Origin of the sequence: Streptomyces sp. NBC_00647 (assembly GCF_045207245.1) — a bacterium.
In the GTDB taxonomy this organism is placed as follows: Bacteria; Actinomycetota; Actinomycetes; order Streptomycetales; family Streptomycetaceae; genus Streptomyces.
This window is the reverse complement of sequence record NZ_CP109040.1, coordinates 3,323,850-3,337,694: the sequence shown is the minus strand read 5'-3', so window position 1 is coordinate 3,337,694 and position 13,845 is coordinate 3,323,850. Positions and strand designations below refer to the sequence as shown.

The window sequence follows — 13,845 nt, the reverse complement described above, 5'->3', positions numbered from 1 at the left end:
CAAAACGGGCCCAGTACCGTGGACGGGTGGACAACAGGCAAGCAATCGGATCGTGGCTCTCGGGTCCTCGCGCGGCGGCGGAGGAAGCCGGTGTCGACTTCGGATACCGGGGAGAACAGCTCGGTCTCCCGGAGCACGGACCGGGCTCGATCGCCCGCCCCGGCCGCCGTCTCGGCGCCCTCGCCGTCGACTGGGGCCTGTGCCTCTTGATCGCATACGGGCTGCTCACCGACGGCTACGACCAGGCGACGGGCAACTGGGCCCTGCTCGTCTTCTTCGTCCTCGGGCTGCTCACGGTCGGCACCGTCGGTTTCACTCCGGGCAAGCGCCTGTTCGGCCTGCGCGTCGTCCCCGAGGGCGGCGGCCGCCTGAACCCGCTGCGCACCCTGCTGCGCACGGCGCTCCTGTGCGTGGCCGTCCCGGCGCTGATCTGGGACCGCGACGGCCGCGGTCTGCACGACCGCCTGGCCCGCACGATCGAGGTCCGCATCTGACACGTCCGGCGCGCGTCGCGCCCCGCGACACACGGGGCGCACCGAGCGGCGCCGACGACAGGCCGCTACGACGACCGTCCGCTGTGACCGGCTGATCCGCTCCGGCGACCGATCCGCTACGACGACCGATCCGCTACGACGATGGGGCGCCCGGAGAATCTCCGGGCGCCCCATCGTCGTAGAACGCGTAGAACGTGTCGGTGGAGGGTCAGCCCTTCGGGCCGCCGCGCGGCATCCGCATGCCCTTGGGCATCGGACCCTTCGGCAGGGGCATGTTGCTCATCAGGTCGCCCATCGCGCGCAGCCGGTCGTTGGTCGCGGTGACCTGAGGGCCGGCGAGCACGCGCGGCAGCTTCAGCATCGTCGTGCGGAGCCTCTTCAGCTCCACCTGGCCCTCGCCGGTGCCCACGAGAATGTCGTGCACCGGGACGTCCGCGACGATCCGCGCCATCTTCTTCTTCTCGGCGGCCAGCAGGCTCTTCACCCGGTTCGGGTTGCCCTCGGCAACCAGCACGATGCCGGCCTTGCCGACCGCGCGGTGCACCACGTCCTGGCTGCGGTTCATCGCCACCGCCGGGGTCGTGGTCCAGCCTCGGCCGATGTTGTCGAGCACCGCCGCGGCTGCGCCGGGCTGTCCCTCCATCTGCCCGAAGGCGGCCCGCTCGGCCCTGCGTCCGAAGACGATCGCCGTCGCGAGGAAGGCGAGCAGAAGCCCGAGAATGCCCAGATAGATCGGGTGACCGATCAAGAAGCCGATCGCGAGGAAGACACCGAGGGTGAGAATTCCGACAGCCGCGAGTACAAGACCGATCTTGGAATCGGCCTTGCGGGTCATCTTGTACGTCAGGGCGATCTGCTTGAGTCGCCCGGGGTTCGCAGCGTCCGCTGCGGTTTCCTTCCTCGCCATGCCCACGAGTCTACGTGGCCCGTGAAGTGCGGACGACGGCAGTACCGGGCGAGCGGGGCCCCGGTACCGGGGGAGTGGCGATCAGGAGCGCGTCGAGACGGATTCCAGCACGCGCTGAGCCTCGACCCTGTCCTTGGCACGGCGACGGTCCTCCAGGACGGAGGTCCAGGCGTTGCGGCGAGCGGTGCGCTGCCCGCTGCTCATGAGCAGCGACTCGACGGCACGGAGTGCATCGGTGAACGAAGGAATCGCGGTGGCGCGTACGGGCGCGGCCTGCATGATGGAGGTCCCCCCTCGGGATCGGCGGCTCGGACGGGGCGGTGCGTGACGTGGAACCAGGGTCACTGATTGGTGTTACCAGTACGTGACTGAGCGGTCAAACACCAATGAAGCCTTGCTGCCGCGGGTCCTTTTCCTGGCGCGCTCCTGACGTCGCGTTCAGCTGCGGGGATGTCGCGGGGGGTGTGAACGGCCGGTTGTGAAGGGCGAGTTGCTTGTGCCCGGATTCACACGAAAGCGGTGGCACCGAGTGCCACCGCTTTCCTTTCGCAACGTGCGCCGTCCGGAGTACTCAGACCGCCTGGGAGGCGACGTACGCGCCACGCTTCTCGACGGCCATCTGGTACAGGCGGCCGGCCCGGTACGAGGAGCGGACCAGCGGGCCCGACATGACGCCGGAGAAGCCGATCTCCTCGGCCTCCTCCTTCAGTTCCACGAACTCGTGCGGCTTGACCCAGCGCTCCACGGGGTGGTGGCGCACGGAGGGGCGCAGGTACTGCGTGATCGTGATGAGCTCGCAGCCCGCGTCGTGCAGCTGCTGGAGCGCCTCGCTGACCTCTTCGCGGGTCTCGCCCATGCCGAGGATCAGGTTCGACTTCGTGACCAGACCGTAGTCACGGGCCTCGGTGATGACCTTGAGGGAGCGCTCGTAACGGAAGCCCGGACGGATGCGCTTGAAGATCCGCGGGACCGTCTCGACGTTGTGCGCGAAGACCTCGGGGCGCGAGGAGAAGACCTCGGCGAGCTGCTCGGGCTCGGCGTTGAAGTCCGGGGCGAGCAGTTCGACCTTGGTGCGGCCGGCCTCGCGGCCCGCCGTCTGGGCGTGGATCTGGCGGACCGTCTCGGCGTACAGCCAGGCGCCGCCGTCCTCCAGGTCGTCGCGGGCGACGCCGGTGATGGTGGCGTAGTTCAGGTCCATCGTGACGACGGACTCACCGACGCGGCGCGGCTCGTCGCGGTCCAGCGCCTCGGGCTTGCCGGTGTCGATCTGGCAGAAGTCGCAGCGCCGCGTGCACTGGTCACCGCCGATGAGGAAGGTGGCCTCGCGGTCTTCCCAGCACTCGTAGATGTTGGGACAGCCGGCCTCCTGGCACACCGTGTGCAGGCCCTCGCCCTTCACGAGTGCCTGCATCTTCGTGTACTCGGGACCCATTTTCGCCCGGGTCTTGATCCACTCGGGCTTGCGCTCGATGGGGGTCTGGCTGTTCCGGACCTCCAGGCGCAGCATCTTGCGTCCGTCGGGTGCGACTGCGGACACATCGGCTCCCTGTAACTTCGATTCTTCGGCGTACACCAGAGTACGCCCGTACGGTTCTCGGCCCCCGAGGTGGGCAACCTTCGGGAGCAGGGGTGCATTCCCGTGGGGTTCCCGCCGTGGGGGCGCGGGCTCTAGGCCGGCGCTCGTTCCACGGTCCGCGGCTTCAGGTCCGCGTGCTCGAGGATGTCTCTGAGGTGCTTCTCGGCCACCGGGAGGACCTCGGCGATGGTCACGTCGCGGCCCAGCTCGCCCGCGAGCGAGGCGACGCCAGCGTCCCGGATGCCGCAGGGGATGATCCGGTCGAACCAGGCGTTGTCCGGGTTCACGTTCAGGGCGAAGCCGTGCATGGTGACGCCCTTGGCCACGCGGATGCCGATCGCGGCGATCTTGCGGTCCTCGCGGCGCTGGCCCGCGTTGGACGGGGCGTATTCCGGGCCGTTGAGCCGCGGGTCGAACTCCTCGTCCTGGAGCCGCGGGTCGAAGTCGAGGGACAGGCCCCCGAGCGCGGACCGCTGTTCGGCGGGGTCCTTGGCGTCACCGAGGATCCAGACGCCGCTGCGGCCCTCGACCCGGCTCGTCACCAGGCCGAAGTCCGCACACGTACGGATAAGGGCATCTTCGAGGCGGCGTACATGTGCTACGACGTCCACCGGGCGCGGGAGCTTCTGGATGGGGTAGCCCACCAGCTGGCCCGGACCGTGCCAGGTGATCTTGCCGCCGCGGTCCACGTCGATGACGGGCGTGCCGTCCAGGGGCCGCTCGTTGTCCGCTGTGCGCCGGCCCGCTGTGTACACCGGCGGGTGCTCCAGGAGCAGGCAGGTGTCGGGGACCTCGTCCAGGAACCGGGCTGCGTGAACGCGGCGCTGCTCGTCCCACGCCTCCTGGTACTCGACGGCCTCGGCACCGAATCCCATGCGGACGAACCGCAACTCACTCACGGCAAGCGCCTCCCTCGAAGCTTCCTCGGGCACGTGGTGGTCCCCGTGCGGGGCGCGCGGAAGAACCTTTCGTCAGGTACGTAACGCGCCCACGCCACTGTACGTCCGTCCGATACGCGTCAGCCCGACGGCTAATCCTCACACGATCGGATGAATGAATGTCGAAGCGTGCGATGGCGTGCTCACTCTCCGCTACATTCGCGCCGTTCACGAGGCCATAAGGGCTGCTCACAGGCAATCCGGGCACCAGGCGGTCTCGGGGAGGCGAAAGCACGTTCCACGCTGCCCCGAGACCCCTTGGAGACCCGAAGGCAGGAGACCGCACCGCAGATGACGGAACGACCCGCGCAGCGCACGCCCAATCGACAGCTCGCCGCGCTCATCGCAGAAGCGGGGTTCTCCAACGCAGGTCTCGCCCGTCGCGTGGACCAGCTCGGGCTCGAACACGGACTGGACCTGAGATACGACAAGACATCCGTGACCCGGTGGCTGCGGGGCCAGCAGCCCCGCGGGACCACTCCGGCGCTCATCGCCGAGGTCTTCACCCGCCGCCTCGGCCGACGTCTGAGCGCGCAGGACCTCGGGCTCGACGCCTGCGCGCCGGTGTACGCGGGGCTGGAGTTCGCGTCGACCCCGGAGGAGGCCGTGGACATCGTCAGCGGCCTGTGGCGCAAGGACTCCGGCAGCCACGCCGAGCTCCGCAAGATCGCCTTCACCCCGGCCGGACTCGTGGTGCCCAGCCGGGACTGGCTGATCGGCCGGGCCGACGACCGGGTCGCCCGCGGCGACCAGCCCTCCCGTGTGCCGGCCCAGGGCCGCCCGGCGTCGCCCAAGGTCACGGCACCGCCCGAACCGGGCGGCCCCGCGTCCCGGCAGCGCGGCCGGACCGAGCGGGGCCCCGGCCAGCGGGTCACCGGCGGGGACATCGCCGCGCTCCGCTCGGTCGGCGAGCTCTTCCGCGCCCTCGACCACGCCTACGGCGGCGGCCACGCCCGCCAGGCGCTGGTCCGCTATCTGGAGCACGAGGCCGAGCCGATGCTGCGCGGCGCGTACGGCGAGCAGACCGGCCGGCACCTGTTCGCGGCCGCCGCCGACCTCACCCGGCTGGCCGGCTGGACGTCGTACGACATCGGCGCGCACGGACTCGCGCAGCGGTACTTCGTCCAGGCGCTGCGGCTGGCGCAGGCCGCGGGCGACCGGGTGTACGGCTCCTACGTGCTCATCACGATGAGCCGGCAGGCCGTCTACCTCGGGCACGGGCGCGAGGCCGTGCAGCTCGCGCGGGTCGCCCAGCAGGGCCTCGGCTCGGGGGGCCCGCACGTGGTGCAGGCGCTGCTGCACGCCGTCGAGGCGCGCGGCCACGGGGTGCTCGGCGAGGTGCGGGCCTGCACGGCCTCCCTGGTCCGGGCCGAGCGCGCGCTGGAGGCGTCCCGGTCCGGCGACGAGGTCCCGCACTGGGCCCGGTTCTTCGACGAGGCGCAGCTCGCCGACGAGTTCGGGCACTGCCACCGGGACCTTCAGCAGTTCCGGGCCGCCGCGCAGCACGCCGAACGCTCGCTGCAGCTGCGGGCGCCCGGCTACGCCCGCAGCCGGTTGTTCTGCCGGGTGGTGCTCGCCTCGGCGCGGCTCGGGCTCGGAGAGCTCGACCAGGCCTGTCTGCTGGGAGCGGAGGCCGCGGGTCAGGCGGCCGAGATGCGGTCGGCTCGGGCCGTCGAGTACGTACGGGACTTCGAGAAACGGCTCGAACCGTACCGGGACGCCGCACCCGTCCGGGGTTACCGGGACAAGGTGGCCGCGCTGAGCTGAGCGGGAGTCCGGGGGCGTCCCCGGCCTCCGGCCTGGGGTGCCGGAGACCGGGAAGTACGCATCCCCGGCGGGGGAGTCGGTTCCGCCGCGGAGGGCTCGGATCCCCCGCCGGAGGCCGGTCCCTTCGGGAGGGGGCCGATCCCCCGTCGGGGGCTGGGTCCGTCCGAAAGGGGCTCGGATCCCGCGGCGAGGGCTCCGTCCGGAGGGGCCGGATCTCCCGTCGGGGGCCGGGTTCGTCCGGGAAGGGCTCGGATCCCCCCGGCGGGGGGAACCGGGCCCGTCCGCGGGGGAGCTCGGATTCCCTGCGGGGGAGCCGTGGTCCGGCCGCCGGGCGCGGTCCGCGGCTCTCCCGGAGCAGGTCCGTCGTCCGCGCCCTCCCGGCGGCCCCGGCCCCGGGTCAGGCGGCCGCGGATTCCAGGTGCTCCGCCAAGGGGGCCGGGCGGACGTCCAGGTCCGTCAGGAGTGCGTGGGCGGCCCGCCGGGCCGAGTGCAGCGCGCCCTGCACCGTGCTGGTGTCCCGGTGGTCACCGCACACGTACAGGCCCGCGAGCAGCCGTACCGGACGGCGTGGGTCGTGCGGTGGCGGCATCGCCGGTACGGCCTCGGGTTCGTGATGCACCGCCAGCAGTTCCCATCGGGTCGTCGACGTCCCGTAGAGGCGGGCCAGTTGGGCGCGGACCATCGCGTCCAGGTGGGCGGCGGCGGGCGGTGTGCCGAGCACGGTCGAGGAGATCAGGGCGCGGCCCGCGGGTGCCCGGGTGGGGTCGACCTGGCTGACGACCGCCGTGTGCGCCACCGGACCGCTGCGGTCCGCGTCCAGGAGCAGCGCCGGGTCGGCGAGCGGGGGTTCGTCCGTCGTGTGGTGCAGGACGGTCACCGGATGGAAGGCGGGGACGTGCAGCCCGGGCAGGAACTCGGCGGCGGCCCGCGCCCCGGTCGCCAACAGGATGGCCCGGCAGCGGAGTTCGCCGTGGTCCTTCGTCGTCACGCTGGTCGTGGAGACGGAGGTGGCCTCGACGCCCGTGTGCACGGTGCCCGGCGGAAGGGCGGCCGCGAGCAGTTCGGGGAGCGCGTCCGCGCCGCCCTCGGGCAGACACAGCCGGCCCGTCGCGAACGAGTGCAGCGCGAGGTCGGCGCACCGGCTCGACGTCCGCAGCGCCGGATCGCACAGCAGGGCGGCGAGGAGGGGGCGCAGAAGGGTGTCGACCGTACGGGCCGGGAGGCCCCGGGAGGCCAGCGCCTGCTCCGCGGTGAGGTCGGGGCGGGCGAGCAGGCGCTCCGGCGGAGTGGCGGCGAGACGCGCGAGGGCCGTGGCCAGACGGGACTGGTCGAGGGGGCCGCCGAGCGGTCCGGGGCGGGTGGTTCCGCGTGCCGGACGGGCCAGCGGAAGCCGGGGGGCGCTCGCGAGGGCGCGCGCCGTGGTGAGTGCGCCCCTCGCGCTCCGGGGAGTGCCGGGCGCGCCCGCGTGGTGGTGCCGGCCGTCGCTGTGCAGCAGCACCCCCGGGGAGAACGGGCGCAGGGCCAGGGCGTCCAGGCCCGGGGTATGGCGCAGTTCGGGGTACGAGGTGGACAGGAGCCGGCCGAGCCGGTCCAGCCGGAAGCCGTCGACTTTCTCCGTGGACATACGGCCGCCCACATGAGGGGCGGCCTCCAGGACGGCGGTCCTCAGCCCCGCCCCGGTCAGATGCCGTGCGGCCGCGAGACCGGCGACACCGGCTCCCACGACGACGACGTCCACGTCTTCCGCGATCTCCGCCATGTGCGCGGCTTGGCGTGCGGGCTCTAGCACGTGCCCCTCCTCGAGGTTGCGCGGGCCGGTGGGGACGTCATGCCCCCAACACGCTTCAGGGATACCCGAGTTCGGATCGAGGGTGCGAGGTGCGGGCGTACGGGGGAAGTAGCGCGGATGCCGTGCACGGGGGCATGGGGGGTGCATGTGCCACCCCGGCGGAGGGGGCGGGACCCACCGGGGGCGGAACACCCGGCCGGGGAGGAGGACGTGGTGCGGGCGCCCCTTCTCAGTCCAGCGCGGCCCGCAACGCCCCCTCGATCGAGGGGAACGCGAAGGTGAAGCCCGACTCCAGGAGGCGGGTGGGCAGGACGCGCTGGCTGCCCAGGATGTCCTCGGCCATGTCGCCGAGGGCGAGGCGCAGGAGCGGGCCGGGGGCGGCGAGGAGGGTCGGGCGGCGCAGGACGCGGCCCATCGCCTCGGTGATCTCGCGGTTGGTGAGCGGGTCGGGGGCGGTCAGGTTCACCGGGCCGGAGACGGACTCCGTGTCGATGAGATGCCGGATCGCGGCCACCTCGTCGTGCAGCGCGATATAGCTCCAGTACTGGCGCCCGTCCCCCATCCGCCCCCCGACGCCCGCCCGGAACAGCGGGAACAGCTTGGCCCAGGCCCCGCCCTCGCGGGACACCACGAGCCCGGTCCTGGGCAGCACCGTGCGCACCCCCGCCTCCTGCGCGGGAGCCGTCGCCTCCTCCCACTCCACGCAGACGGAGGGCAGGAATCCGTCGCCGGGCGGCGCCGACTCGTCCACCGCGCGGTCGCCCGTGTCTCCGTAGAACCCGATCGCGCTCCCGTTGACGAAGACCCGCGGCGGTTCGTCGAGCGACGCTACCGCCTCGGCGAGCGTCGCCGTCCCGAGCACCCGGCTGTCCCGGATCTTTCGCTTGTACGTCGTCGTCCAGGGCCGCCCGGCGACCGGGGCTCCCGCCAGATTGACCACCGCGGCACATCCGAGGAGCCCCACGGCGTCGACCCGCTGCCGCTGCGGATCCCATCGGACCTCGTCCCGCGAGCGCGGCTCACGGCGCACGAGCCGGACCACCTCGTGTCCGTCCGCGCGCAGGGAGCGCGCCAGCGCGGAGCCGATCAGGCCGGACGCGCCGGCGATCACGATGCGGGAACCCGGGGGCAGCGGTGAATCGCTCATGGGTCCATCCTGCCCGCGCGGCCGCGGACTTCACCGGAACGGGCCTCAGCGCGGCGGCCGTACAGTGATCGGCATGTCAGCTGCTCCCCTCATACGCACCGCCACCCTCGACGACGAGGACGTGCTCGGCCGGCTCGACCGCGACACCTGGTCCACGCTGCACGCGGTCATGCCCCGCCCCCGGCCGCCGTACGAGCCGTTCTACAGCGAGCGGTTCGGTCCCCGGGACCATTTCGTCGCCGAGCTCGACGGCCGGCTGGTGGGATACATCCGGCTGGGCTTTCCGACTCCGCTCGCCTGCAACGCGCACGTCCGCCAGATCCTCGGACTCGCCGTCGCCGACGAGGCGCGCGGCGCCGGGGTGGGCCGCGCGCTGCTGCGGGCGGTCTGCGAGGAGGCCCGCCGTCAGGGCGCCCGGCGCATCACGCTGCGCGTGCTCGGCCACAACACCCCGGCGCGCGGGCTGTACGAGTCCGAGGGGTTCGTCGTCGAGGGGATCCTGCCCGGGGAGTTCCTGCTGGACGGCGCGTACGTGGACGACATCCTGATGGGCCGCGCCCTCTGACCACGAGCCGGGCACCCCGACGGTCGCGTGGGAACACCGGCGCCCCCGGCCGGGGCCGGGACGGTGCTCCCGGGGCGGCGTCAGGACGTGACGAGGTCGCCCGTGTCGACGCGGGCCGTGGCGTGTGCCGCCTTCCGGGCGTCGCCCGCGACCTCGCGCGCGGTCAGGACGTAGCCCGTCTCGCTGTCCGAGGTCGAACGGGCGAAGACCACGCCGTAGACCTTGCCGTCGGTGGTGAGGAGCGGGCCGCCGGAGTTGCCCGGGCGGACGGTCGAGCGGATCGAGTAGATCTCGCGGGTGACCGTCCCGGTGTTGTAGATGTTCTGGCCCGTCGCGTTGATGCGGTTCGCGACCGTGGCCGCCTGGAGATCGAGGCCGCCGTCCTGCGGGTAGCCCGCGACCACCGCGGCGTCGCCGCGCGAGGCGACGCCGTCGAAGGGAAGGACGGGCGCCCGCAGACCCGGCACGTACAGGACGGCGACGTCCTTCTGCGGATCGAAGAGCACCACCCGCGCCGGGTAGGGGCGTCCGACCCCGCCCACCCGCACGGTCGGCCGGTCGATGCCCGCCACCACGTGCGCGTTGGTCATCACGCGCCGGGCGGAGTAGACGAAACCGCTGCCCTCGCGCCCCTGGTTGCCCGAGACGCCCTCGACCTTCACGGTGCTCAGCTTGGCGGCGTTCGCCGCTGAGTCCGTCACGCTGTCCCCGGAGGGCTTGGCGACACCCGCCGTCGGTTCGTTCTCGAACGGGTTGAAGACCTGCGGGAAGCCCGCCTCGGTGAGCGCCGAGGTGGCGCGCGAGAACCAGGTCGGCGTGGTCTCCGGCATCGTCTTCTGCACCGCGCCCAGCAGCGCCGAGTTGCGGATGGACTGCGTCACCACCGTCGAGGAGGACGCGCCGAGGACGCTCGCCGCCACCCAGGCCACCAGCAGCACGGCCAGCGTGTTCGCCGCGGCCCCGCCGATCCCGTCGGCCACCCGCAGCGGCCCCTGGTCCAGCTCGCGGCGCAGCTTCAGCGCCAGCCGCCCGGCCAGCTCGTGGCCCACCACGGCGGGCACCAGCACCGTGAGCACCGCCGTCACCGTCGCCGCCGGTGTCCCCGCCGTGACCAGGTCCATCACCCAGGGCAGCACCCATACGCCGATCACTGCGCCGCCCACGAAACCCGCCAGCGAGACACAGCCGGCGACCAGTCCACGGCGGTACCCGGACGCCGCGTAGACCAGGATCACCAGCATCAGCAGGAGGTCGAGCACGTCCACGGAGCCGCCTTTCTCTAGGGCCCCTTAGTACGCGCCGGGCGGGCCCAGTGATCAGCCACGCGCGTTCGGTGCCGCGGAAACGGCCACACACCCGTGGACCTGTAGAAACGTCCCGGACACGCATGATGGTTCCACCAGGTGGCACACCACACATCGCGGCCCGCGCGGATCCGGGTCAGGGTGGCTCCATGCGTGTCTTCCGGAAGACGCGGGGGCCCCGAATACGGAGCGGGGAGCGGGCACACCGCTCCCCGCTTCACGGACGTCCGGCCCACCGGGCCCGCGGAGTCCGCATCCGTTCGGGGCGGGCGCCCCGCGCCCCCGCGCCGTCCCGCGTACGCCCCGGGTGGCCGGTGCGGCTGCCGCGACCGCTGCTCGTCCTGCTCGGCTGCGTACCCGGCCTGCTCGCCGTCCTGGCGCTGGTGATGTGCGCGGCCGGAGTGGACCGTACGGCGGCCCGCGCCGCCGTCCCGCCTCCGGTCGCGGCCCGGCCCGCCGTGGACCGCCCCGCCGTCCGGCCACCCATCGTGCCCCGGTCGACGTGGCTCGACGCCGCGAGCACGCGCGAGCAGCCGCCGCCCCACTACGACGACCGCGTCGTCGCGGTCTTCGTCCACCACACCGACTCGCCGAACTCCTACGACTGCGCCGACGTGCCCCGCATCATCCGCGACCTCTACGCGGGCCAGACCGGCGCCAAACAGTGGGACGACATCGGCTACAACTTCCTCGTCGACCACTGCGGCACGATCTACGAGGGCCGCGCGGGCGGCGTCGACCGGCCCGTCACCGGGGCCCACGCGCAGGGCTTCAACCACCGCACCGCCGGTATCGCCGCGATCGGCACCTTCACGGCGGGAACACCTGTGCCGAGGGTGATGACCGACGCGATCGCCCGCCTCGCGGCCTGGAAACTCGGGCTCGCCGGGGCCGACCCCCGGGGCACGGTCCGCCTCGTCTCCAGCAACAGCCTCAGCCGGTACCCGTCGGGCACAGCGGCCGTGCTCTCCACCATCTCCGGTCACAACGCCGGCTTCATGACCAGCTGCCCGGGCGCGGCCCTCACCGCCCGCCTCCCCGAGATCCGCGCCCTGGCCGCCCGCTACCAGGGCCGCTGACCGTCCGACGGAGCCCCCGCGCCGGTGGCCGGCCGACAGTCACAGGTACGCCCCGGACCGCTCACAGACTCCCCAGAGCCCCGCGACCTAGCGTCGTCGTACGCACTGACCGGAGGTGGGGATCATGAGGATCAGTCGGACGGAGACCGCGGGGCACGCGGGGAGCGGGGCGGGCGCGCGGCACATCGAGGGCGCGGAGGGCACAGAGGGCACAGAGGGCACGGAGGGCACGGGGAACGCGGAGCCGGCGGGCGGCTGGGCGAAGGCCGCGCGCGGCCCGTGGACGGTGGTCTGCGCGGTGGCGACGGTCGTCCTGGGCCCGGCGGCGGTCACGGCGTCCACGCTGGACCAGGCCAACGCGGCCCCGCTGCACCACGGGGTGCGGGCCGAACATGCGCGGGCGTACATCCCCTCGGACCTCGTCCGCCGGCGCACGGCGGCCTGAACCCGACAGACCGGCCCGCGGGACGGACGCACCGGGGCCGGGGGCGGGCGGACGGATCGGGACTGAGGGACGGACGCACCGGGACCGGGGGCGGACGGACGGAGCGGGACGCCCGAGTCTGTGCGGTCCGCGCCGCCGGTCAGTCCTCCCTGAACCGCTCCCACAGCTTCGGGTAGCGCTCCGCGATGACGGACTCGTTCTCGAACTCGAGCGGGGTGCCCTCGGGCTCGGCCGCCGCGGCCGGGATGCCCAGGGCGGGCGCGACGGCACCGGTCAGCTGCTCGTAGGCCTCGTCGGCCGCGTAGCCCAGCTCCTCACCGTCGCCGTCGATCTCCTCGTCGAAGTCCTCCAGGACCTCGGCGAGCGTGTCGGGGTCGTGCATCGCGCCCTCGAAGACCTCCCGGCCCTGGCCGATCAGCCAGCAACGGAAGAAGTCGAAGGCGTCGTCGCTGGCCCCGTCGAGCAGCACCCAGGCGGCGCCCCACAGATCCCAGCGGTACGCGCGGTTGTAGCGGGACTCGAAGTGCCGGGCGAAGTCCAGGACCGACTCCGGGTCCAGCTGGACGAGCCGCTCGACGAGCAGGTCGGCCTGTTCCTCGGGGTCGCCCTCGGCAGTCTCGCGGGTCGAGTCCACCAGCTGCCAGAACTCCGTCTCGTCCATCACGGGTCAAGCATCGGGCCTGTGCGGGAGGGACGCACGTGGAGTGGCGCAGATTGTTATGCATGCACATGCCGAAGGTAAAACCACCGGGTTCGTACGGATTTCAAGGGGTCGGCGCCGAGCGATTCCGCGGAGCCCGTGATCACCTGTAGAGCACCGCCGATCTGGCCGCGTCCCGCGCGCAGCGCTCGCGCAGACTCGCCGGAGCGAGCACTTCGACCTCCGGCCCGAGCCCCCACAGCTGCGTATGGGCGACCTCCTCGGACTCGACGGGCAGTGTGAGGGTCACCCAGCCCTGCCCGTCGGGGGCGCCGGACGCGCTCAGCCCCTCTTTCGCGGACGCGGGATCGAGGACGTACGGCAGCCGTCGTACGCCGTCGGGTGACAGCCGTACGACGACCTCGGACCGCAGGACGGACCGGGCGAACTCCTCGGCCCGCTCCCCCCAGAACCCCGGCAGGTCGAAATCGTCGTCCCGCCGGAACCGCTCCGCACCGGGGTCGACGGCGGTGAACCGGTCGATCCGGTACACCCGGAAGGCCTGCGTGTCCGCGACCCGCGCGCACAGGTACCAGACGCCCGCCTTGAGGACGAGCCCGTACGGTTCGAGCGCCCGCTCCACCACCGACTCGCCCCGCCGGTAGCGCGCGAGGACCGGGCGGTCGTCCCACACCGCGTCCGCGATGGAGGGCAGCAGCTCCGGCGTCCGCGGCTCGCTGAACCAGGCGGGCGCGTCCAGATGGAACCGCTGCGCCGCCGTCCGTGAGGCGTCGCGCACGGAGGGCAGCAGCGCGGCCGACACCTTCAGCCGGGCCGCCGAAGCCGTGTCCTGAAGACCCATCTCGCGCAGAGCCCCCGGTACCCCGCTCAGGAACAGCGCCTCGGCCTCGCTCCGCGCCAGGCCCGTCAGCCGTGTCCGGTACCCGCCGACCAGGCGGTAGCCGCCGGCCCGCCCCCGGTCCGCGTACACCGGGACCCCCGCCTCCGACAGCGCCTGTGCGTCCCGCGTGATCGTGCGCTCGGACACCTCCAGCTCCCGCGCCAGCTCGGCCGCGGTCATCGACGCACGGGTCTGGAGCAGCAGCACCATCTTGATCAGACGAGCGGCACGCATGTGTTCATGATGCCGGGCCCCACTGACAACGAGGGGACAAGAGGGGACAAGGAGACGTG

At 72.9% G+C, this 13,845-nt stretch carries 14 protein-coding genes; 5 read left to right on the top strand and 9 right to left on the bottom strand.

The window, feature by feature from the left end; genetic code table 11:
- The first annotated feature begins 26 nt into the window (after window positions 1–26).
- Entirely contained in the window at window positions 27–494 is a 468-nt protein-coding gene (locus tag OG788_RS14720) for an RDD family protein (RefSeq protein WP_356755460.1), read from the top strand.
- A 208-nt stretch (window positions 495–702) separates the two neighbouring features.
- Here the strand turns inward: OG788_RS14720 and OG788_RS14715 are convergent, their stop codons facing one another.
- The 4 genes from OG788_RS14715 to lipB all read right to left on the bottom strand — a co-directional run bounded on the left by OG788_RS14715 (window position 703) and on the right by lipB (window position 3,876).
- Entirely contained in the window at window positions 703–1,401 is a 699-nt protein-coding gene (locus tag OG788_RS14715) for a DUF4191 domain-containing protein (RefSeq protein WP_356755458.1), read from the bottom strand.
- Window positions 1,402–1,482: 81 nt separating this feature from the next.
- Complete coding sequence (locus tag OG788_RS14710) at window positions 1,483–1,680, bottom strand: hypothetical protein (RefSeq protein ID WP_266757923.1); 198 nt, start codon at window positions 1,678–1,680, stop codon at window positions 1,483–1,485.
- A 292-nt stretch (window positions 1,681–1,972) separates the two neighbouring features.
- A complete protein-coding gene (lipA, locus tag OG788_RS14705) occupies window positions 1,973–2,938 on the bottom strand; it encodes a lipoyl synthase (protein ID WP_266757921.1) in 966 nt (321 codons plus the stop codon).
- A 131-nt stretch (window positions 2,939–3,069) separates the two neighbouring features.
- On the bottom strand, window positions 3,070–3,876 hold the full coding sequence (gene lipB, locus OG788_RS14700; RefSeq protein WP_406371209.1) for a lipoyl(octanoyl) transferase LipB: 807 nt from the start codon (window positions 3,874–3,876) through the stop codon (window positions 3,070–3,072).
- Between the two features lie 330 nt (window positions 3,877–4,206).
- Here lipB and OG788_RS14695 point away from each other — a divergent pair, with 330 nt between their 5' ends.
- Window positions 4,207–5,682 (top strand): regulator, encoded by a 1,476-nt coding sequence (locus OG788_RS14695; protein WP_406371207.1) that lies wholly within the window; start codon window positions 4,207–4,209, stop codon window positions 5,680–5,682.
- 397 nt (window positions 5,683–6,079) lie between these two features.
- On the opposite strand, the gene OG788_RS14690 is transcribed toward OG788_RS14695, so the two are convergent.
- Both OG788_RS14690 and OG788_RS14685 read right to left on the bottom strand, forming a co-directional pair.
- On the bottom strand, window positions 6,080–7,441 hold the full coding sequence (locus OG788_RS14690) for an NAD(P)/FAD-dependent oxidoreductase (RefSeq protein WP_406376749.1): 1,362 nt from the start codon (window positions 7,439–7,441) through the stop codon (window positions 6,080–6,082).
- A gap of 259 nt (window positions 7,442–7,700) precedes the next feature.
- Window positions 7,701–8,618 carry a TIGR01777 family oxidoreductase gene (locus tag OG788_RS14685; RefSeq protein WP_356755452.1) on the bottom strand — a complete coding sequence of 306 codons (918 nt, stop codon included), beginning with the start codon at window positions 8,616–8,618 and terminating at the stop codon, window positions 7,701–7,703.
- A gap of 73 nt (window positions 8,619–8,691) precedes the next feature.
- On the opposite strand from OG788_RS14685, the gene OG788_RS14680 reads away from it, so the two are divergent.
- On the top strand, window positions 8,692–9,183 hold the full coding sequence (locus OG788_RS14680) for a GNAT family N-acetyltransferase (RefSeq protein ID WP_351553701.1): 492 nt from the start codon (window positions 8,692–8,694) through the stop codon (window positions 9,181–9,183).
- An 80-nt stretch (window positions 9,184–9,263) separates the two neighbouring features.
- On the opposite strand, the gene OG788_RS14675 is transcribed toward OG788_RS14680, so the two are convergent.
- Entirely contained in the window at window positions 9,264–10,448 is a 1,185-nt protein-coding gene (locus OG788_RS14675) for a MarP family serine protease (protein WP_351553704.1), read from the bottom strand.
- A gap of 425 nt (window positions 10,449–10,873) precedes the next feature.
- Between OG788_RS14675 and OG788_RS14670 the strand changes: the two genes are divergently transcribed.
- Both OG788_RS14670 and OG788_RS14665 read left to right on the top strand, forming a co-directional pair.
- A complete protein-coding gene (locus tag OG788_RS14670) occupies window positions 10,874–11,566 on the top strand; it encodes a peptidoglycan recognition protein (protein ID WP_351553733.1) in 693 nt (230 codons plus the stop codon).
- Window positions 11,567–11,690: 124 nt separating this feature from the next.
- Window positions 11,691–12,011 (top strand): hypothetical protein, encoded by a 321-nt coding sequence (locus OG788_RS14665; protein WP_406377038.1) that lies wholly within the window; start codon window positions 11,691–11,693, stop codon window positions 12,009–12,011.
- A gap of 139 nt (window positions 12,012–12,150) precedes the next feature.
- On the opposite strand, the gene OG788_RS14660 is transcribed toward OG788_RS14665, so the two are convergent.
- Entirely contained in the window at window positions 12,151–12,672 is a 522-nt protein-coding gene (locus OG788_RS14660; protein ID WP_351553735.1) for a DUF4240 domain-containing protein, read from the bottom strand.
- A 142-nt stretch (window positions 12,673–12,814) separates the two neighbouring features.
- Window positions 12,815–13,786 carry a helix-turn-helix transcriptional regulator gene (locus OG788_RS14655; protein WP_406371204.1) on the bottom strand — a complete coding sequence of 324 codons (972 nt, stop codon included), beginning with the start codon at window positions 13,784–13,786 and terminating at the stop codon, window positions 12,815–12,817.
- Between the last annotated feature and the right edge of the window lie 59 nt (window positions 13,787–13,845).